Raw genomic sequence first — 24,499 nt, 5'->3', positions numbered from 1 at the left:
ACTGGCTCAACAATAAAGAGAGCCCCCGTGATAAAGAAAGCATCAAGTTAGACACGAATTTAAGAATTTAGAGATTACGAACATGAACAAATTTGATATTGAGAACCTAGATCTGTTTTACGGCGACAACCAAGCGCTTAAATCTATCAACCTGCCAATTCCAACTCGTCAGGTGACTGCTCTGATTGGCCCATCTGGCTGTGGTAAATCAACACTATTGCGTTGTTTGAACCGCATGAATGACCTAATTGAAGGCGTTACTATCAAAGGTAAGCTGGATATGGACGGCACTGATATCTACGGTAATATCGATGTCGCTGACCTACGTATCCGTGTAGGCATGGTATTCCAAAAGCCAAACCCGTTCCCAATGAGCATCTACGAGAACGTGGCATACGGCCTACGTGCTCAAGGTATCAAGGACAAAAAGCACATCGATGAAGTGGTTGAGCGCTCGCTACGCAGTGCAGCACTGTGGGATGAAGTGAAAGACCGTCTTAAAGCACACGCATTTGGTTTGTCTGGTGGTCAGCAACAGCGTCTATGTATCGCACGTACCATTGCAATGGAACCAGATGTAATCCTAATGGATGAACCAACATCGGCTCTAGACCCAATCGCGACACACAAGATCGAAGAATTGATGGAAGACCTGAAGAAAGACTTCACTATCGTTATCGTAACGCACTCAATGCAGCAAGCGCGTCGTATCTCAGACCGTACTGCTTTCTTCTTGATGGGAGAGCTTGTAGAGCATAACGAAACTAGTGTTATCTTCAGTGAGCCAAAAGATGATCGCACTAAAGGTTACGTAAACGGTGACTTTGGTTAATCGATGATTTACGTGTGGTATTTAAGCGATTAGATACCTTTACACACTAACTGAAACGCAGGTTAGATAATCGAATAGAACAACAGAATTATCACTATAACTATAAGCGATGGAAGTTTTGCCCCACTTTAGGTGGGGCTTTTTTATGTGTCTAAAAAAGCCCCAATGTCGATGTGATTTTGGGCAGAGAATCCCATTTTTGTCGTCCTTCTCATGCTTGTGATAATGTTAAAGGTGAAACTGCGACCCGCTTAACATCTCATTTTTACTTACATTGATTGCATATCAAGGCTTCTGTATTTTTGCTTTATTCTTAATCGCCAATGGAAGGAAGCTGTGCCTGTTAAAGCCTTTGCAAAACAAATATCTGCGACACGCGACCATCGTCTGTTGGCTGAGTCTCTTTTTGACTATCTGGTTAAGGTGCTAGCTCCCAAAGGGATTGGAATATTTGCTGAGCCAACGCCAGAGAGCGACGCATTACCACTCTTCTCTTACGGCGAACTCACTTCATTAGCGAACTATCCCGCTACATTTTGGCCTTGGGTTGCTCAGTTCGATACCGCGGACGGGGTTTTGCCAATGGCTATCAATACTTGTAAGTGGGAACACATGAAGGTACTTGGCGGTGAGTCATTCATCATGATGCTCGACAATGCGCCTGCCTCCAGAACTTATTTAATTGTTCAAAATTGCTGTACAGAGCAGATCAACCAGACTTTTGATCAAGACCTTGACGTACTTCAATTAGCCGCAGCCCGTTGGCAGTGCATTCGAGCAGAAAAGAACGCTGCGCTTGAAATCAAACACAGAGACACACGCGAAGCTCAATACTTAGACGAGATAAAGCTACGTGAGTTATTTGTTGAGAACATGAAGTTGGTCCATCAGGTCGCGCTTGAGCTTTCCAATCCCGAATCACTCGATGCTTTGTATAAAGCCTCTGTTGAGGCTGTTCGAGATAGGCTAGGGTTTGATCGAGCGATCTTCATGTTGCTTGATATGAAAAAGCGTTGTTTCAGTGGCACTTATGGCACCGACGAAGCGGGTAAAACTAACAGTGAACACCACACTCAATACGATTTGCATCAACTTGAAGCGGAATACATAGAAGCGCTGTCTGATAATCACACGAATCTAGTCATCATCGATAATGCGCCTCTTTATACAGAAGGTAAGGTGGTCGGACAGGGCTGGAATGGCATGCTCATCTTGCGTGAAGGCGACAAACCAGTCGGCTGGATTGCCATGGATAACTACATTCATCGTTCACCGATTACTAACTATCAAAAGCAGATGCTTGAGTCTTTTGGCTCTTTGCTTTCTCAGATCTACATTCGCAAGCGCCAAGAGCAGAACATACGTATGTTGCACTCGAGTATGGTTGAGCTGTCTCGATGCGATAGCGTCAGTGAAGTCTGTAAGTCAGCTGTGAGTTTTGCGATTCAACATCTAGGTATCGATCGACTTGCGGTTTTCTTGACGGACAAAAAGTGCAGTTACATGCAAGGTACGTGGGGCACCGACATCAAAGGCGATATTGTCGATGAGTCTTATTATCGCTCTGAGCTGGTGGAACGTGACATTGTCGCGGCAGCACGTGCTTGCCCGAATCAAGTCGCGTTCGAAGAGTCAGTCCCGATTTATCACGATTTCAATATTGTCGGCGTTGGCTGGACGGCCATGACTATGCTCACCACAAATACAGGTGAGCCTATTGCGTTTATCGCTGCTGACAACTTGCTAACTCGTAGCCCGCTAACCTCACAGCTTCGAGAGGTAATACGTATCTTTGCTTCAAGCCTTGCTGAGGTGTTGCAAAGAACCATGGCTCAAGAAGAACTGAAAAAGCTCAATGAAACACTGGAGCAAGAAGTCAGTAAGCGCACTCAAGAGTTAGAGTTGGCGAACGAGCAATTAGACATCATCTCTAAGCTAGATCCTCTTACACGCCTTGGAAACCGCCGTATGTTGTCGCAGGTATTAGAAGACTTGAATTGCAACGATCAAGGTGCGTTTGCCTCACAGAACGAAATTACATTTGGGTTGATTCTCGTCGATCTTGATCACTTTGGTTTGTACAACAGTGTCTATGGACATACTGAAGGGGATGCAGCGTTGAGGACGGTAGGTGAGATACTGAATGCTCATGTTCACAATGACAAAGAAACCTTCTGTCGGATTGGCGGAGAGGAATTTATGTTGTTGATGATTGGCACGAATCATTCAGAGACAAAGCAACGCGCAGAGTCGATTAGAAAATGCATTGAAGAGGCAAAAATCCTGCATTGTGAAAGTAGTACCAGCCCATATTTAACGGCATCCGTTGGTTATGCCTCGATAACTTCTGACCAGCACCAATTCGATTTTGATCTGTTATATGGCAAGGCAGATAAAGCCTTATATCAAGCCAAAGACTCAGGGCGAAATCGAATTGTTTCTGCATTAAAACGTAAAAAAGTCGCAGCCTCTCTTTCTTAAAATAAAGGCCGTTGACCTCCATATGATCAACGGCCTTTGTGTTTTACTGTTCTTGATGAGCAGTGTCGACTAAAGCTTTTCTAGCGAGCTATTATGCTTTTTACTCGCGACTCTCTTGGGCTTCTTCACCGTTTTGATTGCCAGCTCAGGACTCCATGTTTGGGCTGATGAACCGGCTTCACCGTAGAGGCTTTGGTTTAGCTTGGTGAGTTCGGCTTCAACGGTTTGCAACGCCTCATCACTTAGATCTGTATTTTCAGATTTCCATTGTTCAAACAAGGTTCTGATCATCACACCATCGTGCGCCTTTAGAGCGGTGACTAGCGCCTCTTCGGTATTGGAAGATCTTTGTTCTGGGCGCTTCGATTGTGTGATTTTTCCACAGCGTGACCAGAAGTAGAAAGCCATTGCTGAGCTGATTAACCACAAAGCAGCGAATAGGGCGGTGAGATAAGGCCAGAAACCAGGGTTATCGACATTAATCACCGTTGGCGCTGTTTGTTGGAGCGGCGTGCTAGCAACTGGAGGAGCGCTTGATACAACACGATCACTTGCTGTTACTGCTAGCTCTAAGCCCAGAGCTTTGCTGGTTTGTTCTGATTGAGCATCAGTATTGAACCAAGCTTGGGAAACGTCAGGAAGCGAGATTTTTCCTGCTTCTTTTGGGATTAGAACCTGTTTATACACTACAACTGCATCACCGGACTTTGTGGTACCAAATTGCGGCTTTTCTTCATAAACACGAACCGATTTAGGGTAGGTGATATTCAGTTTTGGTAGCTGGTGCTGCGTTAAGTTACTCGCCGTCATGGTAATAGTACGAGTTAAAGAATCCCCCGCTTCCATTTCGATGGCTTGCTTGTCGCCTTCTAATCCATTGGTACTGGTTAATTCGTTACCTTGGCTATCCGACCATTGCTGAATCAATTTGAAGTTTGATGTTGGTAACCACTCACCCTTGTAGCCTTTTGGCACATCTTTTACGGTGACATCTAAGGTTTCAACGGGGGTGTCGAGTTGGAATAGTCGAGTTGCACTGGAGTTGTTGGTTGAGTAGACGACTGCTCCTGTTAGCTTCGGTCCGTTCAGCTTAAATTGACCGGCTTTTTGTGACGAGATTCGGAATGACTGTTGAACTACTGTCACCTCCTTTCCATTGAGAACGTCTTGAAACTGTTTCGATTCCCCAATAGGTTCTACGTCTAAGCCAGAAGAGCTTGGTGGCGCGATTTTCGGATCTTGCAGCCTTCTTGGATCGGCTTTAATGATCAGCTTTACATCAAGCTCTGCGGTCTCTTGTGGGTATAGTGAGCTCTTACTTAGATTAAGTTGAAACTCAGCCATATCATGTTGAGTGGGTGCTGCTTTATTAACGGCGACATTGATGGTGATAGGCTTGGTTTTAGCTCCTTCAATATCAAAGCTTGGGATCTGTATTTGACCTAAGCGCAGTGGAGCAAGGGTGATGTTCCATTCACTAGACACTGAACGGCTACCATTAATGATTCGCATTGATGAACCAAAGTTTGGTGTACCGACATAGAAGTCCTGCTGAAGCGTGGTGAGATCCAGAGCATCAGAAGAGACCTTCTCGTCAGTGGTGACTCTAAGTAGGAATACTTCATCTTTGGTGACACTGTTCTGTGAAACACTCGCTACGGCATTAGCCGCCAATGCTGAAAATGACGAGAAAGCGCCCAACAGCAGTGTTAGGGCTATGGATAAAAATGGCTTATTTAGAAATCGCATGGTTACCACTTTTTGTTCTGGTTGTTAGGGGCACTTTTTTGTTGTGCTTGTAAAATCATTTGCGCTTTAAGCAGCTGGCTTGGATCTCGGACGCTCTCTACCTGCTCAAGCTTTCGCATATCCGGGTCATTTGATAGCGGCTTCTCTGAGGCTTGTGCTAAAGCTTGTTGACCATCTTTATCACCTTTCTCGTCTGAAGCTTGCTGTGCACTTGCACTTTGAGGTTGCGACTTATCTTGCTCTTTTTCCTCAGACTGGTTTGCTGTATTTGGCTGCTTAGATTGCTCGCCCTCTTGGTCGCCTGCGTTTGCACTCGATTGGTCTTTGGCTTGCTCTTGGTTTGCGTTTTGAGATTGGCTATCAGCTTTGCTCTGCGAATTTTCAGCGTCTGCAGAGTTTTGCTGTTGATCCTGCGAGCCTTGTGAAGAATCATTTTGCTGACCTTGCTGACCTTGCTGACCTTGCTGACCTTGCTGACCTTGCTGACCTTGCTGACCTTGCTGACCTTGCTGACCTTGCTGATTCTGCTGGTCTTGGTCTTGGTCTTGGTCTTGGTCTTTTTGGTCTTTGGAGTCAGAATCATCTTGCTGTTGCTGTTGCTGTTGCTGTTGCTGTTGCTGTTGCTGGGCTTGTTTGACGATTTCTAGGTTGTTCTTCGCATACTCATGATCTGGGTTGTTTTGGAGAATACGTTGATACTCTTCAATCGCTTGATCGTACTTGCCTTGTTGTGCTTGAGCATTCGCAAGGTTGTAGCGAGCACTTTCGTCAGTCAAACCTTGTAGTGTTTGCTCAGCAGCTTCGAAGTCACCCGCTTTGTATTGTGAGATGCCTTTCCACTCTTGCTGTTTGAATTGTTCTGCAGCCTGCTGGAAATCTTCATCTTGATAAAACTGATAACCTACCTGGTCGTCGGTTTTCCACGGGCTTGCAAACGCAGCATTCGGTTGGCTAAATGATAGAACCACAGCCAACCCACACCAAATAACGCCTTTTCGGAAAAGTCCAAGCGCAGGTAGCAATAGGAATGGCAGTAGCCAAAAGCCATTGTTGACTCTGGTGTTAAGTGAGTTATTGGTTTTGGTCACTTCCGTCGTTGTTGCAATGCGGTCGAGGTAGTTTGCGATGTGTTCGACATCTGAATTATCAAACTGAACTTCAGTAAAGGTGCCACCATAGCTGCGTGTAAGATCGCGCATGTTCTTTAAGTTGGTTCTTGCTACCACCGTCTGTCCCGAGTCGGTTTGCAGCATTGATCCACTTGGTAACGAGATTGGTGCGCCACTTTCACTTCCCACCGCCAAGATAGATAGTGTCCAATTGCCACCAGATAGTAGCGAGTCGATCTCTTTCTTTTCTTGGTCATCGATGTCATCGGCAATGAGTACCAAATCACCTTGGTAGATCTTCGCGCGAGTCATCATTTCAATGGCAAGCTTAACTGCTGCGGGAGCGTTACTGCCTTGGTAAGGCATGATATCTGGAGACAAGTTAGGCACTTGGCTCTTAATCGTATTGATGTCTGACGTTAACGGGCTAATGGTATAAGCATCGCCAGCGTAAGCAACCATTCCGGTTAAGCCCTCTTTCCACAATGAGAGCAGATCGAGCGCTTTATATCGCACTTGCGTTAAACGGTTTGGCTTTATGTCAGTAGCGTAGAGTGACATCGACATATCCATCATCACAACTCGTGCCTGCGTTTTTTCAAAGCTAGGCTGCTCATTGTTTTGAAAGCTTGGTCCGGCTAGTGCAATAACACCAACCAACCACCAAAGACCAAAGTAAGTGCTGCGTTTTTTAGACGGTTTGCTTGATTCTGGAGCCAAATATCGCGCTATATGAGACGCCAGTAACCCTTGTTTTGATTGTCTCTTGCTAAGCCACCAAATAGCGGGCAGGGCAGCAAGTGCCAACAACCAATATGGGTAGATAAAAGTAAAGTTAGACATTGTTTCTCCTAATGGCTAACAGCATAAATGCGAAGAACATGGCAGCCGCCAAAGGCCATACAAACCACTCTTGTTGTGGTCGCCATATCTTGGTGGCATTTGTCACGGGTTCTAACTGGTTAATGGTGTCGTAAATCGTTGCCAGCTCTTTGCTGTCACGCGCTCGGAAGTATTGACCGCCAGTGCGTTTGGCAATTTCCATTAGCGTGCGTTCATCGAGATCTTGAGCTGTGTTTACTTTACGAGTCATGAAGAACTCTTTAACCATCATTTCGCCTGCGCCAACACCGACGGTGTAGATGGTTGCGTTGTACTTCTTGGCAATATCTGCAGCCTCTAATGGGTCTAACACGCCGGCGGTATTACTACCGTCGCTGAGTAGTACCATCACACGTTGAGGCGCATCACTATCTACAAAGGTCTTGGTCGCCAGTCCAATGCCGTCACCAATTGCGGTTTGATTACCGATCAGTCTTAGGACCGCTTGATTGAGTTGCTGTGACAGCGTGTCTCTGTCCAAAGTCAAAGGTGTTTGTAGGTAGGCATGATCGGCAAAGAGCACCAAACCAACTCGGTCGCCTTTACGACGTTCAATGAAGTCACTCAACACATGTTTCACTGCTGATAAGCGATCGGTGTACTCGCCATTGAATTGCATGTCCTCTTGGCTCATCGAATAAGAGAGGTCAACGACCAACATCAAATCGCGGTGTTTCGGCTGAAACTCAACGGGTTCGCCATACCAGACCGGACGAGCGCTCGCCGTGATTAGCAGTAGCCAAATAAGCACTGACAATGCTTTTGGTAAGCGAGTACACGGTGTTTTGGTATTGCTGTCCTCTGGCAAAAATGGAAGCTTAAGAGCGCTGCTTGATTCTGCTTTAGGCGAGAATAAGTAAATAAGAAACGGCAGTGGTGCGAGGAAAAACATCCACCACCAAACGAACTCGATGTTTAACCAGTTAGTGCTTATAAGATTAGTCATGGCTACCTCGCTTTGGGGGCAGGGCTTTACGAAGCCACGTTTCGCAGTCATCAACCAATTGCTGTTGGCTTTGACGCTGTTCGTCATTCATCGAAGTTGTATCTTGATAGAGTGACTGTTGCCACTGAGCTTGTTTCTCCACAAACAACGGCTTTTTTAGTTGTGCGTCTAAGAACTTTAACCAATCATCACCCGTTAGGCCTGCTACTTTCTCACGTGGGAAGTAGCTCAATGCAGCCTGACGTAGAATACGTTGTGCTTCACTTGGAGATAAATGATCTGAAGACTGACTCGTAGTGAAGTAAGACAGCGCTTCTTGCTTTGATTTCTGGTTGTTTTTTCTTCGTTTTACTATGAAAAACACCAAGGCAATCAGGATTATAGATGTGACAATTACTGCCCACCAACCCCACGCCAGAGGCCACCATGTTGGTACATCTGGTGTAATCACAGGGCTTAAATCTAAGGGCTGTTTCATGACTGAGCTCCTGATATCTGGCTCATCAATGGCTGTGCACTCGACAACGAGCTATAGGGTATCGCGAGAGATAAACTCAACTCTTGTAGCTGCTGCTTTTTTAGTGAGAACGCGTGGTTGAGCTTTTGCTTCTCTTTGGTGGAGGAGAAGTTAAACCACTGCGTTTTACTGCCATCGGTGACTTGTTTCGAGCCTTTATAGGCTGTTTGACCTTGCTCTAGCGGGTCATAAAAATGTACCAGGCGTACTCTGTTGTGTCGGCGTATTTGACTGATAAGTGAGTAATCACTTTCGTGGTAACGTACAAAGTCACTGAGGAGGATAATATCGCTTCCTTTTGGGCAAAGTTGATGAAGAGACTTCAATCCATGCTCTAAGGTAGTATCGCAACGATTATCGTGGTTAGTTAGCGCTGCATTATTGATTTCTATGACTTTTTGCAAAATACGCAAAGGAGCATGGTTACTGCCACTCGGTTTGATTTCTATGATTTCTTTTCCGGTATCGATGACTGCGCCAATTCGGTCTTTTTGAGCGACGGTTATCCAGCACAACTGACTAGCAAAGTGCGCAAGTTGAACCGATTTCAGCAATAAGGTTGAGCCGAAAATCATGCTGCTTGATAAATCCAAGTACAAGATGACAGGTTGTTCTCTCTCTTCAGAGAACAACTTAGTGTGCGCTTTGCCTGTTCTTGCCGTTACTCGCCAGTCAATGCTGCGTATGTCATCACCCGCTTGGTACTGGCGAACTTCTGAGAAATTCATCCCACGACCTTTGCGGTTACTTTCGTGTTGACCATTAAGCTGTGACCAGAGGCTTTTCGCTGGAGGCAACCATCGAACAGACTGCGCTTTGTACTGCAGCAGTTCGTCCAGGTTCAGCTTCACGCCGTCACTGTGGTTGGGTAATAAATTATTCATGCGCGTGTTCCTATGCGCTACCAACCAACGAAATTAGGTGTGCAATCACTTGGTTTGCTGTGACACCTTCAGCTTGTGCGTGGTAGCTACGAAGTAGGCGGTGACGCAAGACAGGAAATGCCATCGTTTGAACATCTTGTGGTGTGACATAGTCGCGGCCTGCAAGCCAAGCATGTGCGCGAGCGCAGCGGTCGAGAGCGATAGTCGCACGTGGACTCACACCCATATCTAACCACTGATCAAGCTGGTCGCTGTACTGCTTAGGTTGGCGAGTCGCCATTACCAGTCTGATGATGTACTGCTCAATGGTGTCTGCCATGTGGATATTGAGTACTTCTTGGCGCGCTTCAAAGATAGTCTGCTGAGAGATCTCTTGTGGCTGTACCGATTCGTTACCTTGAGCTTCGCCGCGGTTGAGTCGCAGGATCTCAAGCTCACTTTCCATGTCTGGGTATTCAACTTCTAGGTGTAGCAGGAAACGGTCTAATTGAGCTTCTGGCAGTGGGTATGTGCCTTCTTGCTCAATCGGGTTCTGTGTCGCCATCACCAAAAACAGGTCAGGTAGGGCGTAGGTTTTTCTGCCAGCAGTAACTTGCTTCTCCGCCATTGCTTCTAGCATCGCTGCTTGCACTTTTGCAGGAGCACGGTTGATCTCATCCGCTAGGATAAGTGAGTTAAAGATCGGCCCAGATTGGAACGTAAATTCGCCTGTCTCTGGTCGGAAGATATCGGTGCCCGTTAAGTCGGCAGGCAGTAAGTCTGGGGTAAATTGAATGCGGTGAAAATCCCCTTCCACACAATCAGCCAGTGATTTGACTGCACGGGTCTTCGCTAACCCTGGAGGACCTTCAACCAGAATATGACCATCGGCAAGTAGTGCGATCATCAGTTGTTTGACGAGCTCTTGCTGACCAATGATTTGAGACTCTAAATAGTTTTGAAGGACTTCGAAATTTGTTTTGTGCATTTTGGACTCTCTGGGTAGCCATTTGATTTTTTATTGTGAGTATTGGTCACTTCTTGAAAGCAAAAAGTTCCGGTATATCCACGTAATTTATCTTTTCAAATTTGGAATGAATTACAAGCGCTTAGCGAGCAACCCGTTTATCAGGCGATTTTTATCACATTGGTCGATATTTATATAATAAAGCTGTGGTGATTCTCATATTTTTGTTCAACACGTCTTAATTTAACGTGTTGAATTTTATGATTAATAAAAATATTGGCTAGGTTTTTTCTGTTTCATTTGATGTGTATGTTGAATGATTTGTCTCGTTGCATTGCGTTTGCGTTTTTTTGTGAGAAAAGTCTCTAGTTTTATCAATCCCTGCCGATACATAACTCAGACTGTGCATTCCAGCCTAAGAATGCACGAAAAAGCCCTGTTTTGGGATACAAATTAAGAGCGATTCTTTTTAAAGGTCCAAATATGTTTAAAGCTAACTCTCTGAGTATTAAGCAAAAGGTAGTACTGGGTATTACTTTTGCGGTTCTTGCCTCTACGGTTATTGTTGGCGCGATGGCGCAGCAACAAGCACGAGATGTATTGAGTCATCGACTGGTCGATATTGAACTTCCTGGAATGCTAGAGCGAATCAATGGTGAGATTGACCGTGAAGTTTCCCAGCTATTGTTGGCCGCAGAGCAAATTGCTTCAAATGAATTCATTTCTGATGCAATCGAGTCGACAGATCGCGATCCAGCGTTAGAGAGTAAGTTGGTTAAACAACTGAATAATGTGCGTAACCAATACAACTTAAATGATGCTTCAGTAGCGAACCGTCAAACAGCGTATTACTGGAACCAGAATGGCTTCCTACGCCAACTTAACCAGCAACAAGATGGTTGGTTCTTTGGCTTTACTCAATCTGGGCAGCCAACCATGGTAAGCATGTTCCAAGAAGCGAACGGTGAAGTGAAGATGTTCGCTAACTACCAACAGCCTTCTGGTTTAGCGATGTCTGGTCTATCAAAATCGATGGACGACATGGTGAGCCTGCTTAATGGTTTCAAAATTGAGAACACTGGCTTTGTGTTCTTAACCGACAGCCAAGGTGACGTGCAGATTCACCGTGAGCGTTCTCGCAGTGACTCTTCTCTTCAACAACTTTACGGTCCTCAAGCGAGCCAACTTCTGAATAAATCAGGCTTTAACCTGATCACAACGGAAAGCCAAGGCCAAGAACTGTTTGTCGCAAGTTTGTATGTGTCTTCAATGGACTGGTTTGTTATTGGCGTGGTACCAACGGGTGAGGTGTTTGCTGAGCTAGATGAGACAGCACAAAAGATGCTGATCATGACTGCGGTTGTGGCATTAGCCTTTATCTTAATGGGCGTAGTGTTAGCAAACAGCATTACTCAGCCAATTAAGCTACTGGCTAAGCGTTTCAGTGACCTTGGTGAAGGTGACGGTGACCTTGCACAGCGTATAGAAGTGAAAGGCAATGATGAAATCGCTCAGCTTTCAAAAGGCTTCAACGGCTTCATTGAGAAGATTCACGAGTCTATGAAAGAAGTATGCTCTACAAGCCAAGCGCTTCAAGTGGCGGCAGAGAGTGTTTCTAACAAAGCACACATCACCCATGACAACAGCCAAGAGCAACGTGACCAGACCCTTCAAGTGGTGGCTGCAATCAACCAGATGGGTATGACCATCAGTGAGATTGCATCGAACGCGGCAACCGCTGCTGAAACGGCAACACAAGCTTCAGGCAATACAGAAGTTGGCCGTTCTGTTGTGAACAAAGCAAAAGATGCGATCAGCCGTTTGGCTCAAGACATCGAAAGCACTGGGCAGGTAGTAGAGCAACTGGCTTCTACCACTCAAGACATTGGCTCTATTCTGGGTGTTATCCGTGATATTTCAGAGCAAACCAACTTACTTGCATTGAACGCTGCGATTGAAGCTGCACGTGCCGGTGAGCAAGGTCGTGGTTTTGCGGTAGTAGCGGATGAAGTTCGCAATCTAGCAAGTCGCACTGCGGACTCAACGGAAGAGATTCAGAAGATGATCAACCAACTGCAAAGCGATGCAAAAGATGCGGTAACGGCAATGAGTGCGGGCAAAGTGATTACGCTTGAAGGTGTATCAGCATCAGATGAAGCGGTCGATGTATTGGGCGGTATTTCTGACCGTATCGTTGATATCTCTGACCGTAACACGCAAGTCGCGACAGCAACTGAAGAGCAATCAACGGTGGTTCACACCATTAACCAGAACATCGAAGAGATCAACGCGATCAACGAAGTTACAACTGGCACAGCTGAACAACTTGCTGAAGCGAGCCAAGAGCTTCGTGACTTGTCTTCTCGCCTAGATAAGATGGTTGGTTCATTTAAGCTTTAATCCTTTCAAGCGGTAACATGGCTTAGAAAGTGATATAGACGAAGAGCTGGATTCATTTCATCGTGAATCCAGCTCTTTTTATTGGTGAGCTCATTTGCTTCTAACTGCATTTAGCTTGATCTGGTTTCGGGCTTTGCTTTCAATCAACCTAGCATCATAGGGCGGAAATGAGTAAAATCTGGTTAGGTTTAATATTTAGGTAAGTATGTATCATGAGCGATTTTGAAAAAGAACTAGAGCAGATGACTCAAGAGATGGGCGATGAGCCTGAGGTAAAACTGCCATCACTTGAAGAGCAGAAAGCGATCGTTGCTGAATTTAAGCGACTAGAAGCGGAAGGCAAACTGACACCTGAAGTATTAGAAGCGCACTTTGGTCAGTTCAACAAAAAGAATGATACGCCAATCCACTAAGCTTAAAACAAACCTACTTTTGGATGGTACTGTTAAGTGATTAGTTGGGCTAAGGCTCAAACAGAACAGTTAAAGGTCTAGCACACGCTAGGCCTTTTTTATTGCTTACTGGTTTTTATTGCTTACTAATATAGGTCGAATCTAAAGAAAAATCCCCCTTACAGCGTAAGAGGGATTTGAATTGGGCAAGTTATATCTTAAAGGCTTAGCGCTTATTCAGTGCCGTACTCTTTGTACAGACGACGACATGCTTTGCCATCGCTGTGGAACAGGTGACAACGGTGCGCTGGGATACCGATAGCAAGCTTGTCGCCAGGCTCTACTGTCAGTGTGTCTGGTTGACGGTAGATAACGTCTGCATCAGCACTTTCAAGGTTTAGGTAAACCTGAGTTTCGTTACCTAGTTTCTCAACGATCATCACTTCGCCTTCGATCGTTGCGTCGCCTTGGTCAGCAGACATCAAGTGCTCAGGACGAACACCCAGTGACATACGGTCACCAACGTTAACGGTTGTGCCATCAACAGGGATCCAGAAAGTCGTGCCGTTTGAAAGTTGAACCAGTACGCGTTCTGCTTCAGCTTGTTCAATATGAACTGACATAAAGTTCATCTTAGGTGAGCCAATGAAGCCAGCAACAAAACGGTTTTGAGGGTAGTGGTAAAGATCCAGTGGCTTACCAACTTGAGATACGTAACCACCATCAAGAACAACGATTTTGTCAGCCATTGTCATCGCTTCCACTTGGTCGTGGGTAACGTAGATCATGGTGCAGCCAAGCTGGCGCTGTAGTTTCGTGATTTGTGAACGCATTTGAACACGAAGCGCAGCATCTAGGTTAGATAGCGGCTCATCCAGTAGGAATACGTTTGGTTGAGATACCAGTGTACGACCAATCGCAACACGCTGACGTTGACCACCAGAAAGCGCTTTAGGTTGACGCTCTAGTAGGTGACCAAGCTGCAGGATTTCAGCAGCATGTTCAACACGCTTATCGATTTCAGCTTTATCTGCTTTCGCTAGCTTAAGGCCAAAAGACATGTTGTCGTAAAGGTTTAGGTGAGGGTATAGCGCGTATGATTGGAATACCATACCTACGCCACGCTTTGATGGCTCAACGTCGTTCATACGTTCGTCGCCAATGTACAAATCACCGGAAGTGATGTCTTCTAGACCTGCGATACAACGTAACAGCGTCGATTTACCACAGCCTGATGGTCCAACGAATACGACGAATTCACCTTCGTTGATCTCTAAGTTTACGTCCTTAGAAATCTGTACATCGCCATATGATTTATAAACGTTTTTTAAAGTGACACTCGCCATCTAGCTTGTCCTCGATCGATCAAATTTTAAGTTTTACTGCTTATCATTATAAGAAATTTTTGGGTCAGCAGTAACTGTAGGAATTGGTAAGTACTGAGTGAGTAAGAAAAAAGTGGGTGGGACTTGGATTCTTTACCCAAGCCCACCCGTCATTGCCAAACTGGTGCCTATTTCCCCCACAACAAGCTAAACCTCCCCCGTGATTCCATCACAGATTTAGCTTGATGCTTAATAAAGACAACAGCGGGCAGTTAAGCCAACTTAATGAATCATGCGATACACATAATACTCGCTGGTAAAGGGTTCTTACTATCCACTCTTGGATGAGTGCAGTTTCGGTGAATTAGCGTAAGCGTACATCCTCCTAATGGAAAATTAACTAGGGGGAGTAGGAGGGGAGGAGTAGATAAATGGGCCCAATAATAATTAGCGATCCAGTTCAAATAAATCCACCGCGTAACGGTGATGCCGATCACGATGAGTGTGTGTTTTGTGATTTTAGTCTCTAATCTGACCGGATGGTGATCACGAATTTAAGCCATAATAGCTAGGGCGTAGTGGCTAGGATGATGAGCTGTACGTTGTTTTCTCAGATCATAACCGTCGAAAACTGGCTCGTCTTGGTTGATGTGCCCTACGTATAAATATAAAAAGGATATTCACATGAAAAACGCTCTAAGCGCTGTAGCTCTAGGTACATTAGTTGCTCTGGGTTCTTTTGGTGCAAACGCTGCTATCGAAGAAGGACAACTAACAATCTGGGTAGGTGGTGACAAAGCTTACGAAGGCATGGCTGAAGTAGGTAAACGCTTTGAAGAAGACACTGGCGTTAAAGTAACAGTAGCTTTCCCTGACAAACTAGAAGAGAAGTTCTCTCAAGTTGCAGCGGCTGGTGACGGCCCAGACATGATTTTCTACGCACACGACCGTTTTGGTGGTTTTGCGGAAGCGGGTCTTCTTGTTGATATCAAACCTTCTAAAGAAACAAAAGAAGGTATCGTAGACTTCGCATGGGACGCAGTTTCTTACGAAGGTAAAACAATCGCTTACCCAGTAGCTGTTGAGTCAGTTTCTCTAATCTACAACAAAGCACTTGTTCCTAACCCACCTAAGTCTTGGGAAGAAATCCCAGCACTTAACGCTGAACTTCAAAAAGAAGGCAAGAAAGCGATCATGTGGCCTCTACGTGGTGGCGCATACTTCACATGGCCTCTACTAGCAGCTGACGGCGGTTACGCATTCAAACAGGTTGCTGAAGGTTACGACATTAAAGATGCAGGCGTAGCCACTGAAGGTGTTCAGAAGTCTCTAGGTTTCATCGAGAAGATGGTACAAGACAAAGTTATCTCTGCAGACATGGACTACTCAGTAGCTGAGTCTGAGTTCGTTGCAGGTAACGTTGCAATGACAATCAACGGTCCTTGGGGCTGGGCAAACATCGAGAAAGCTGGCGTAGACTACGGCGTAGCAACGCTACCTAAGTTCAACGGTAAAGCATCTAAACCTTTCGTTGGCGTATGGGCTGGTGGTATCAGCACAGCTTCTCCAAACCGTGACCTGGCGGTTGAGTTCATGGAAAACTACCTACTGACTGATGAAGGTATGAAGAGCCTGAATGACGACAAACCACTTGGCGCTGTTGCTCTAAACTCTTTCCAACGTCAACTAGACAGCGACACTCGTATCGCAGCAACGATGGACAACGCGATGAACGGCGAAATCATGCCTAACATCCCTCAGTTCACAACGTTCTGGTACAGCATGGAAGAAGCGATCGGCAACGTAGTTGATGGTCGTCAAACAGTAGACCAAGCGCTGAAAGGTGCTGAAGCTCGCATGACTAAGTAATAACTAAGCACTACCTTTTAAGGAGAGGGCAACCTCTCCTTACTTTTCTATTTTTTATCTATATCGCTAGCAGGTTCCTCTATGCAGTCAGTTCAAGGTACAGATGCTATCCCAGCACCATCAAGCCTTCCAGGCAGTAAAAGCGTCTTCATCAAATGGGGGTTGCTTGGTAGCGTTGGCTTAATTAACGGCTACGCTACAATTCTAATGTATTCTCGCGGTGAGCTCGCTTTTGCGCTGCTTACAGTGATCTTAACGGCTTTAGCTCTTTACATTTTTGGTAGTAAGAAAACTTACGCCCACCGTTATATTTACCCGGGTATTGCCGGAATGATCTTGTTCATTCTTTTCCCATTGGCATACACCGTTGGGCTGGCGTTTACTAACTACAGCGCAAAAAACCAACTTTCTCTAGAACGTACTCAAACCGTTCTTTTAGACCGCTCTTTCCAAAGCGGCGAAAGCTACCCATTCACTTTGTACAAAACAGATAACGGCCACCAAATCGTGGTTAAAGATGGCGACCAACTGTTAGCGACTGATGTATTTTCGTTAGAAGGTATGACAGCGACAGATATGGACCTATCGGTTATCGAGTCGGCTCAAGGTGAAAAAGAGAAGATCAAAGCGATCATTCAAAACCGAGCAGCGATCAGTGGCGTAGATTTCCACCTGCCAAACGGCGATGACATCCGCATGAGCGGTTTGCGTAAGTTTGCCTCTGTTGCTCCGCTTTACACGCTACAAGAAGATGGCGAAACACTGGTTAACAATGAAACTGGTGATGTATTAAAGCCAAATATGGAAGTCGGTTTCTACCAACCTGTTGATGCAAACGGTGAGTTTACTGGTAACACTATTTCTCCTGGCTTTGTCGTTGGCATCGGTACGCACAACTTTGAACGTGTATGGAAAGATGACGGTATTAAAGAACCTTTCATCAGCATCTTCATCTGGACGGTTATTTTCTCTGTATGTACTGTGGCGTTCACTCTGATTATCGGTCTTGTACTTGCAAACATCGTACAGTGGGAAGAGCTGAAAGGTCGTTCTATTTACCGAGTTCTGCTTATTCTGCCTTACGCGGTACCAGCGTTCATCTCGATTCTTATCTTTAAAGGCCTATTCAACCAGAGCTTTGGTGAGATCAACATGGTACTTGAGAATATCTTCGGCCTAAGCCCGAACTGGTTCTCTGACCCGATTCTTGCGAAAACCATGGTGTTGATTGTAAACACATGGCTAGGTTTCCCTTACATGATGATTCTATGTATGGGTCTGCTTAAAGCGATTCCTGATGACCTATACGAAGCGTCAGCAATCGATGGTGCGAACTTCCTTGATAACTTCAAGCGAATCACTTTCCCATTGATGATTAAGCCGCTAACACCGCTATTGATTGCAGCGTTCGCCTTTAACTTCAACAACTTCGTAATGATTCAACTATTAACGAACGGTGGCCCGAACATGATTGGCACTTCTGAGCCAGCGGGTTACACAGACTTGCTTGTAAGCTACACCTACCGAATTGCATTCGAAGGCGGCGGCGGTCAAGACTTCGGTCTAGCAAGTGCTATCGCGACGCTTATCTTCCTATTGGTTGGTGCACTAGCGTTACTAAACCTTCGTTTCACTAAACTGTCTCAAGATTAAGGAGCACGACAATGGCTATGGTACAAGGTAAAGGCCTTAAATACCGAGTGTGGGCAACACATGCACTGCTGTGGTGCTTCCTGGCAATGATTATCTTCCCACTACTGATGATCATCGCGATCTCGTTCCGTGAAGGTAACTTCGCAACGGGTAGCTTGATTCCAGATAATCCATCGCTGGAGCACTGGAAACTTGCACTAGGTATCTCAGTAACAAACGCGGATGGTTCGGTAACAACACCACCATTCCCAGTACTGACTTGGTTGTGGAACTCAGTGAAAGTGGCGGGTATTACATCGATTCTGATTGTGGCACTGTCTACGACATCAGCTTACGCGTTTGCTCGTATGCGCTTTAAAGGTAAAAACACAATCCTGAAAGCGATGATGATTTTCCAAATGTTCCCAGCGGTATTGGCTCTTGTAGCGATTTACGCGCTGTTCGACAAACTTGGACAATACGTACCGTTCTTAGGTTTGAATACGCACGGTGGTTTGATCTTCTCTTACTTAGGCGGTATCGCACTACACGTATGGACGATCAAAGGCTACTTTGAGACGATTGATAACTCTCTAGAAGAAGCGGCAGCACTAGACGGTGCTACGCCATGGCAAGCATTCAGACTGGTTCTACTACCGCTGTCTGTGCCAATTCTAGCAGTTGTGTTTATCCTATCTTTCATTGCGACAGTTGGTGAGGTTCCAGTAGCGTCTATCCTACTTACCGATGTGAACTCTTACACGCTAGCAGTAGGTATGCAGCAATACCTATATCCTCAGAACTACTTATGGGGTGACTTTGCGGCAGCGGCTGTACTTTCAGCGCTTCCTATCACTATCGTGTTCTTACTGGCTCAACGTTGGTTAGTTGGCGGTTTGACGGCGGGTGGTGTAAAAGGATAAGCTGTATCCTATAAGAAAGAAAAAGAGCGACCACTAGGTCGCTCTATATTGGCATTTTTATTACATCATTTGGTTTGGCCGCCGATCAGTAATAAAAATAACCCTCAGGTTACGCATAGCTGGCTACTAATCAGGTTCCTTACGCTATTAATGATTAGTGGTTTTTGTAACTCTAACCCAGGTATTTACTTGGGTTTTTTTATGCCTGCTGTTTTTAATCTTACCTTTGTGTCAGCTTTACTCGTTAACTGTCTACCCAGCTCGGTTGTTACGTTTACAACGGCTTAAGTATTCAAAGTTTCGAGTCACTTCTCTCCTAAACATTGACTGCATCATCTCGGTTACTTGAGGAAATGAACTAGTCTCACAAATCAGACATTCAGTATAAGGGGCGATTAGTCTATTGATATATTGCTAATATTCCATTGCGTGATACTTCAATGATTTGTATGCAACAACTATAGATATTGCATAAAAAAAGGACATAGACACAATTGTCCCTATTAGAGCTTTTGCTCGTTATTTCATGTGCTTATATAAGGTGTTTTGGGTATTAGTTTTGTGAAGTGTTTGGTTGAGTATTTAGTTAGAACTCTTTACTTGAAGGAGCGCATCCAAGGTGTTGCAGTAATACATAGATACTTTCTTGATCCAAGGCCACGCGACGAAACAGGTCCGCAAACGTCGAGTCACCGCCGAAACAGGTTTGGATGTAGTGGTTGATCTCATTACTGTCGTAGCCTTCGACGTACAAAGTTCTAACCCATTGGTACTCAACAGCCTTCAAATTGTTCAGTGTAGCTTCGCTAAGAGTGGGGCGTGTGACGCTCAAGTGTGGCTCCGGGAAATTTAATACATCCATTATGATTGGCGGTATTTAACCAGAGCAAAATGACGACTTTATTACAGTCAAAATAAATCATTTAGCTTAGGGCAATTCATTCTAAGTGTTGGCTGAGAATCACGTTCTATGGGCGTAACAGAGTGCTTTTGGGGCTTATTAGATAGGAAGGTAGGGTTAGACAAACGAATGCCAAGCGAGTGCCTGGCATTGAAACTATTTGGGCTGAAAAATAGCGGTTAAATGATAATGTAGGGCTAATGGTTAACCTTATTTCAGGTACTTCACGTGCGCTTCCATCTCTTCACCGATCTGCTTTCGCATGTTCATGAGGCGAATAGCTGAATCTCTTAGTTCGATGTCTTCTGGTGTTTCTGGAATCCATTCTGGGACTTTAGTTGGGTTACCATTTTCATCTACTGCAACCATAATAACGATACAGTGAGTGGTTAGTCGGTTGTTCAATTCTTTAGGATCGCTGGCTTGTACATCGATAGCAATATGCATAGAAGAGGAGCCGGTATAGATGACTTTTGCACTTACTTCTACCAAATTACCTACATGGATTGGGGCAACAAATCGAATACCACCAGCGTAGGCTGTAATGCAATATTTGCCACTCCATCCTGCAGAGCAAGCATAGGCCGCTAAATCGATCCATTTCATTGCTGCGCCACCATGAACCTTACCACCAAAGTTCACATCCCCGGGTTCAGCTAAAAAACGCAGAGTAACGTCTCGTTTACCATCTTGTCGGCTATTGTTACTGCTCATGTGTCTTCCTTCATTATTATTTTATTGCATAACATGCGTGTTACTTGCTAATAACAATATACTTAAGACGAAATAATTTAAAGCGGATAATCTCAAGGTTACGAGTATTTTTTCAAACGGATGATAAGCAGGTGAAGGTTGATGTTTGTTGGGCTTATAAGGCTGAGGAATAGGCTCATGGAGTTCGATACTGAAAAAAAACACCTAGCGCAGTGCTAGGTGTTTTTAAGCCGCTAGGTACTCATCGCGGTACCTTTATAATGTTAGCCAACTAACCGTTGTTTTATCTGGTTCGTTAAAGTGATTCTATCTTCATTACCACCAAAGTGGTAGTTATAAGTCTTTATTATTGAGCTCACTTTTACTGTTGTATGAAGTATAGATCCTTCGCGTAGATATTTCCTTTCGGATTGTTGTTTGGGAAGCCTTTGAGGGTATTTCGCACTAATCGAGTGTGATTGTAGTGATATAGAGGCATAACTGCTGAAGATTCGTTTAATATCGACTCAGCATGCTGGTATAAAGCAAAGCGATTAGCCTGATCTTCCGTCTTGCTTGCTTGCTGTAAAAGCTCATCGTATTCTGGATTACAGAAACCGCTTTCGTTTGCTGTGTGATCGCAAGTGAATGCTTCTAGAAGAGCAGAAGGTTCTGGGTAATCGCCAAATGCCCATGAACGAGCAAGTTGATAGTCTCCGGTTCCTTTTGCTGCGACGTATGCTTTCCATTCCATGTTTTGTAATTCAACGTTCACCCCGAGAGGCTTCCACATCGAGGCAATTGCGATGGCAATTTTTTTGTGGTTCTCGCTGGTGTTATAGGTGAGTGTGAATTTCAGAGGGTTTGCTTCGTTGTATCCAGCGTCTTCAAGTAGCTGTTTCGCTTTGGCTTGGCGTTCGACACTATTTAATGCTTCAAATACTGATTTCGGCGCCGTGTAGTCAGGAATGTTATTCGGTGTCACGCTGTAGGCTTCAGGTTCACCTTGCCCTGTTACTTTGTCTACTAGTATTTCACGGTCCACGGCCATGCTTAGTGCTTGACGTACTCTGACATCATCAAATGGTGCCTGACGCGTGTTGAACGAGTAGACGTAAGAACCTAGCAAAGCTTGCGCTTTAATTTGCTCTGGGCTCTCTTTGACAAGTTTTTGGTAGTACTCAAGCTGTACGCGATTGGTCATATCAATCTCACCAGACTGATAACGAATAAGCTCAGCGTTTTGAGACGATAACCCTAGGTAGGTTACCTTATTAATAACCGTTGAATCGTTATCCCAATAGTTTGGATTTCTCGTCACTTCGACGTATTCATTGGGAACCCATTTACTGAGAGTGTAAGCACCATTGGTCGCAATGTTTTCTGCACGAGTCCATTGATCTCCTTTCTCTTCTACTAATTTAGTTGGCAGAGGGAAGAAGGTTTTAATACTCATTAAACTCATGAAGTAGGGAGTAGGTTTCGATAAGAATATTTCTACCGTGCGATTGTCGAGTGCTTTAATGCCTAGCTCTGAGGGATCTTTGTCTCCAGCTAGGATTTCACTAGCGTTGACGATATTTGCCGTCGAGAAAACAAAACCGGTGTTATTGCCCGTTTTAGGAGACACGGCACGTTGCCAACCAAACACAAAGTCTGCTGCGGTCACAGGATCACCATTTGACCACTTCAGACCATCTTTTAAAACGAATGTGACCGTTTTGCCACCGTTTCTGAATTTCCAACTTTCAGCTTGTCCTGGAATGATTTGTCCATCGCTGTTCTCGATAACAAAGCCTTCAAACATATCGTTGACGATAATATCTCCTGGCATGCCTGAGTTGACGAAGCTAGGGTCTAGCGTATTTGGCTCTGCGCCGTTACCGCGAACAAAATGTTGTTCTTTGGCGAGTGAAGTGCCAGAGGGCACAGAAGCGGCAATAACTGAAGCAGAAGAGAGAGCGATAAGCGATGAGATAAGCAGAGGTAGCTTTGGTTGATTCATTGTAATTCCTTTTACAACTTAAACAGTACTCAATGCATTAAACATGACTCGGACACAGGTTGCAATACAGCAAGTGTGCATTAACGGAATTTGAAAGCGGTGTGAACAAAACGAAAATGCCTGCGGAGTGACGCAGGCATTCTTAAGTGGAACTTGTTCGTGTGTAGCAAGCTTAAAGTATGGGAACTTTACCTAACTTTGTTGAGGTAGTGGCGCTTCCAGTCTCGGTTTTCTTTTTACTTGAGCAAGGATAACACCAGAAACGACCATGATACCGCCAATGATATGGAACTGGTTAATCTCTTCGCCTAACCATGTCGATGCCAATACAATCGCGACTACAGGCATTAAGTTCATGAACATCGCACTTGAATCAGCGCCAATCGTGTCAATCGCTTTGACCCACATCCAAGGTGCTAAAATAGAAGCCGCTACAGCTGCGTAAGCGATCAAAGGAATGGCTTGTTGTGAAGGCACTAGCTTATCACTCGTTAGCCAAAGTGGAGCCAACATCGCGACCGCGAATATCCCTTGCATGTAGATGACTACCCAATTGCTGATCGGCATTTTCCAGCGTTTTAGCAACACGCAGTATGAAGCATACACACAAGCTGCGATTAACATGTAGCCATCGCCTTGCGTTAACTCTTGATGGATGAAGAATAGGGGATCGCCTTTACCAAGCATTAATGCTAAGCCTGACAGAGACAACACACCGCCTACAATACTCAAACTTGAAATCGATTTGTTAAGCAGTGGAACGCTAAGGAATACGCTGATCAATGGCACTAGTGATGTAATCAAAGCCATGTTCGAAGCGGAAGTGGTTAAGCCTGCGTAGTAACCTAAAGATTGGTTCAACACCATACCTAGAAAGCCAAGGAAAGCCAGCTTTGATAAGTTAGGTTTAATGATTGGCCATTGTTTTATTACCGAGCGAATGCAAAAAGGAGTCAGAATTAACATCGCAATAAACCAACGGTAAAAACTCATCGCGCTTGGTTCGATGGTGCTTGCAGCGAGCTTGTTGACTATCGCATTGGCACCCCAGATACAGACTGTGAAAAAAGGTAAAAGATAATGCATGTGAATTCCATCGCAAAATGAGTTGATGCGGCTAGTTTGACAGGTCGTTATACTTACAGATATCTTTAAAAAGACATCAGGCGCGATAGGAAGACAAGTTTGAAAAAACACCCAAGAAACCTTCACCCATCCTTATCAATTGATAAGGCACCATCCAACGTATTTATGAATTTTGAAGCGTTCTTATCGAATACTGAAACGCGTGTCCACAGTCACCCATGGGGACAGGTTCAGTTGATCAGTGGTGGGATTCTTGAAATGGAGGCAGAGGGAACTCGTTTCTTGGCGCCGCCACATCTTGCAATTTGGGTGCCAGCAGGGGTTAGGCACTGCAGTTATAACCGTAAACCACTTGATTACTGCTCACTGAATATCGCCCCAGAGTTAACTCAGCACCTTCCAGAAAAGACTAGCCTTATTAAGATCACGCCGATAGTCTCTTCGATCATTGATGACTTTCGTCAGCGTGACATTAACGTTGCACAAACCGAACCAGATAAGAGACTGGTCCAGGTCTTATTGGATCAACTCGCAGAGCGTCAAGTTGAACACCATTTCTTACCTTCAACCGACAACAAATACCTTGCGCCTATTTTAGCGGCGATAGAAGAGAACCCAACGGATGAAGTTTCGTTGAAAGATTGGGCGGAGAAAGTCCATGCTACCGAGCGCACTTTGTCGCGTCATTGCCAGAGTGAACTGGGCATGAGTTTTACTGAATGGCGACTGCGCGTTCGTTATTTATACTCAATGGATCTGCTAAGAAATGGGCAATCGGTTAAAGAAGTTGCGCTTACGTTAGGCTACAACCAAGCCAGTCCTTTCATCAGTATGTTCAAGAAATATTCAGGTCAAACTCCCGAACAATATAAGAACCGTTTGTTGTAATAGGTTTAGTTAATTCCTCCGATTAACAGTGTGGAGGTT

The 24,499-nt window shown here is 45.0% G+C and carries 19 protein-coding genes; 8 read left to right on the top strand and 11 right to left on the bottom strand.

Annotation, left to right across the window (positions count from 1 at the left end; genetic code table 11):
* Window positions 1-82 precede the first annotated feature (82 nt).
* Window positions 83-832: a phosphate ABC transporter ATP-binding protein PstB gene (gene pstB, locus L0991_17705; protein ID XGB65365.1), complete on the top strand. Its 750-nt coding sequence runs from the start codon at window positions 83-85 to the stop codon at window positions 830-832.
* Window positions 833-1,168: 336 nt separating this feature from the next.
* A complete protein-coding gene (locus tag L0991_17700) occupies window positions 1,169-3,313 on the top strand; it encodes a GGDEF domain-containing protein (protein ID XGB65364.1) in 2,145 nt (714 codons plus the stop codon).
* Window positions 3,314-3,382: 69 nt separating this feature from the next.
* Here the strand turns inward: L0991_17700 and L0991_17695 are convergent, their stop codons facing one another.
* Genes L0991_17695 through L0991_17670 form a run of 6 tightly spaced genes read right to left on the bottom strand, consistent with a single transcriptional unit; the run spans window position 3,383 to window position 10,367 of the window.
* Window positions 3,383-5,062 (bottom strand): BatD family protein, encoded by a 1,680-nt coding sequence (locus tag L0991_17695; protein XGB65363.1) that lies wholly within the window; start codon window positions 5,060-5,062, stop codon window positions 3,383-3,385.
* Between the two features lie 2 nt (window positions 5,063-5,064).
* Entirely contained in the window at window positions 5,065-7,014 is a 1,950-nt protein-coding gene (locus L0991_17690; GenBank protein XGB65362.1) for a VWA domain-containing protein, read from the bottom strand.
* Window positions 7,007-7,999, bottom strand: a complete 993-nt coding sequence (locus L0991_17685; protein XGB65361.1) for a VWA domain-containing protein — start codon at window positions 7,997-7,999, stop codon at window positions 7,007-7,009. Before L0991_17685 ends, L0991_17690 begins: the two co-directional genes overlap by 8 nt.
* A complete protein-coding gene (locus L0991_17680) occupies window positions 7,992-8,477 on the bottom strand; it encodes a DUF4381 domain-containing protein (protein ID XGB65360.1) in 486 nt (161 codons plus the stop codon). The genes L0991_17685 and L0991_17680 overlap by 8 nt, the downstream gene beginning before the upstream one ends.
* Complete coding sequence (locus L0991_17675) at window positions 8,474-9,400, bottom strand: DUF58 domain-containing protein (GenBank protein ID XGB65359.1); 927 nt, start codon at window positions 9,398-9,400, stop codon at window positions 8,474-8,476. The genes L0991_17680 and L0991_17675 overlap by 4 nt, the downstream gene beginning before the upstream one ends.
* Window positions 9,401-9,410: 10 nt before the next feature.
* Window positions 9,411-10,367, bottom strand: a complete 957-nt coding sequence (locus L0991_17670) for a MoxR family ATPase (protein XGB65358.1) — start codon at window positions 10,365-10,367, stop codon at window positions 9,411-9,413.
* A 462-nt stretch (window positions 10,368-10,829) separates the two neighbouring features.
* Here L0991_17670 and L0991_17665 point away from each other — a divergent pair, with 462 nt between their 5' ends.
* Window positions 10,830-12,746: a methyl-accepting chemotaxis protein gene (locus tag L0991_17665; GenBank protein XGB65357.1), complete on the top strand. Its 1,917-nt coding sequence runs from the start codon at window positions 10,830-10,832 to the stop codon at window positions 12,744-12,746.
* A gap of 212 nt (window positions 12,747-12,958) precedes the next feature.
* Complete coding sequence (locus L0991_17660) at window positions 12,959-13,159, top strand: restriction endonuclease subunit S (GenBank protein XGB65356.1); 201 nt, start codon at window positions 12,959-12,961, stop codon at window positions 13,157-13,159.
* Between the two features lie 212 nt (window positions 13,160-13,371).
* Here the strand turns inward: L0991_17660 and malK are convergent, their stop codons facing one another.
* Window positions 13,372-14,484, bottom strand: a complete 1,113-nt coding sequence (malK, locus tag L0991_17655) for a maltose/maltodextrin ABC transporter ATP-binding protein MalK (GenBank protein ID XGB65355.1) — start codon at window positions 14,482-14,484, stop codon at window positions 13,372-13,374.
* Between the two features lie 663 nt (window positions 14,485-15,147).
* Between malK and malE the strand changes: the two genes are divergently transcribed.
* From malE to malG, 3 genes are all read left to right on the top strand, one after another.
* Entirely contained in the window at window positions 15,148-16,332 is a 1,185-nt protein-coding gene (malE, locus tag L0991_17650; protein XGB65354.1) for a maltose/maltodextrin ABC transporter substrate-binding protein MalE, read from the top strand.
* An 81-nt stretch (window positions 16,333-16,413) separates the two neighbouring features.
* The gene (gene malF, locus L0991_17645; GenBank protein ID XGB65353.1) at window positions 16,414-17,985 is read left to right on the top strand and encodes a maltose ABC transporter permease MalF; all 1,572 of its coding nucleotides are present in this window, start codon (window positions 16,414-16,416) and stop codon (window positions 17,983-17,985) included.
* An 11-nt stretch (window positions 17,986-17,996) separates the two neighbouring features.
* On the top strand, window positions 17,997-18,887 hold the full coding sequence (gene malG, locus L0991_17640) for a maltose ABC transporter permease MalG (protein ID XGB65352.1): 891 nt from the start codon (window positions 17,997-17,999) through the stop codon (window positions 18,885-18,887).
* 586 nt (window positions 18,888-19,473) lie between these two features.
* Here malG and L0991_17635 read toward each other — a convergent pair.
* The 4 genes from L0991_17635 to L0991_17620 all read right to left on the bottom strand — a co-directional run bounded on the left by L0991_17635 (window position 19,474) and on the right by L0991_17620 (window position 23,572).
* Window positions 19,474-19,719 carry a hypothetical protein gene (locus L0991_17635; protein ID XGB65351.1) on the bottom strand — a complete coding sequence of 82 codons (246 nt, stop codon included), beginning with the start codon at window positions 19,717-19,719 and terminating at the stop codon, window positions 19,474-19,476.
* Window positions 19,720-19,998: 279 nt separating this feature from the next.
* Entirely contained in the window at window positions 19,999-20,502 is a 504-nt protein-coding gene (locus tag L0991_17630; GenBank protein ID XGB65350.1) for an acyl-CoA thioesterase, read from the bottom strand.
* Window positions 20,503-20,863: 361 nt separating this feature from the next.
* Window positions 20,864-22,486: a peptide ABC transporter substrate-binding protein gene (locus tag L0991_17625; protein ID XGB65349.1), complete on the bottom strand. Its 1,623-nt coding sequence runs from the start codon at window positions 22,484-22,486 to the stop codon at window positions 20,864-20,866.
* A gap of 192 nt (window positions 22,487-22,678) precedes the next feature.
* Complete coding sequence (locus L0991_17620) at window positions 22,679-23,572, bottom strand: DMT family transporter (protein ID XGB65348.1); 894 nt, start codon at window positions 23,570-23,572, stop codon at window positions 22,679-22,681.
* A 99-nt stretch (window positions 23,573-23,671) separates the two neighbouring features.
* On the opposite strand from L0991_17620, the gene L0991_17615 reads away from it, so the two are divergent.
* On the top strand, window positions 23,672-24,460 hold the full coding sequence (locus L0991_17615) for a helix-turn-helix transcriptional regulator (GenBank protein ID XGB65347.1): 789 nt from the start codon (window positions 23,672-23,674) through the stop codon (window positions 24,458-24,460).
* The last annotated feature ends 39 nt before the right edge of the window (window positions 24,461-24,499 follow it).

The organism is Vibrio chagasii, assembly GCA_041879415.1.
In the GTDB taxonomy this organism is placed as follows: domain Bacteria; phylum Pseudomonadota; class Gammaproteobacteria; order Enterobacterales; family Vibrionaceae; genus Vibrio.
The sequence above is the reverse complement of the archived record's forward strand: the minus strand, read 5'-3'. Positions and strand labels throughout refer to the sequence as shown.